The sequence below is a fragment of the Synechococcus sp. H70.1 genome, assembly GCF_047502705.1.
GTDB lineage: Bacteria > Cyanobacteriota > Cyanobacteriia > Thermostichales > Thermostichaceae > Thermostichus.
Genome location: NZ_JANSIV010000148.1, coordinates 1 through 559, shown reverse-complemented (window position 1 = coordinate 559; position 559 = coordinate 1). Strand labels below are relative to the sequence as shown.

General features: G+C 54.0%; 1 protein-coding gene. It reads right to left on the bottom strand.

The window, feature by feature from the left end; translation table 11 throughout:
• The coding region (locus NW827_RS09945; protein ID WP_414503638.1) for a hypothetical protein at positions 1–411 on the bottom strand (411 nt) is incomplete at its 3' end.
• Positions 412–559 lie beyond the last annotated feature (148 nt).

Below are 559 nucleotides of genomic sequence, written 5' to 3'. Positions count from 1 at the left end.
GGATAGAGTGTCGTGTTGAACAGGAGGCAGCAGCGGTTTGCCGTCGATGAGGATGGCCTTAATCCGGTCTGAAATCGCCTTGAGGTCGGTGATGGAACGGGTCAGAAACAAAACAAAGTAGGGGCTTTTGGGAAAGGCTTTGATGACAACCCGCAACGCCGGAGTACCTGCCAAAAGGTAGTCCGCCTCTTGGCCGGGGCTAACGGTTTGACAAAGGCGGCTATTGGCCTGCAACAAGTCGCCGGCGTAGGTGCCTAAACGTTCTAGGGCTTGCTCCTCTTGGGAGTCGCTGGCATAGGTTACTTTGGCTACTGTGGCACCGTCAGTGACCCGCCCTATCAAGACGGCAATGAGGCCAGGGAGTCCAGCAATATGCTGCTCAATTACACTTTGCAGGGTGCGGACAGCCATGCTCTCCTCTGAGGTTAAGACTAGGTTATCCCCTTATTGTAGCGATTAGGAAGCCTAACCTACGAATATTTACCGATGTTAACGAAGCTCCCCGAGGAGGCTCAGCCCTCGCGCCACGGATCCCAGTTCTCATGAAATTTGCCTTCCA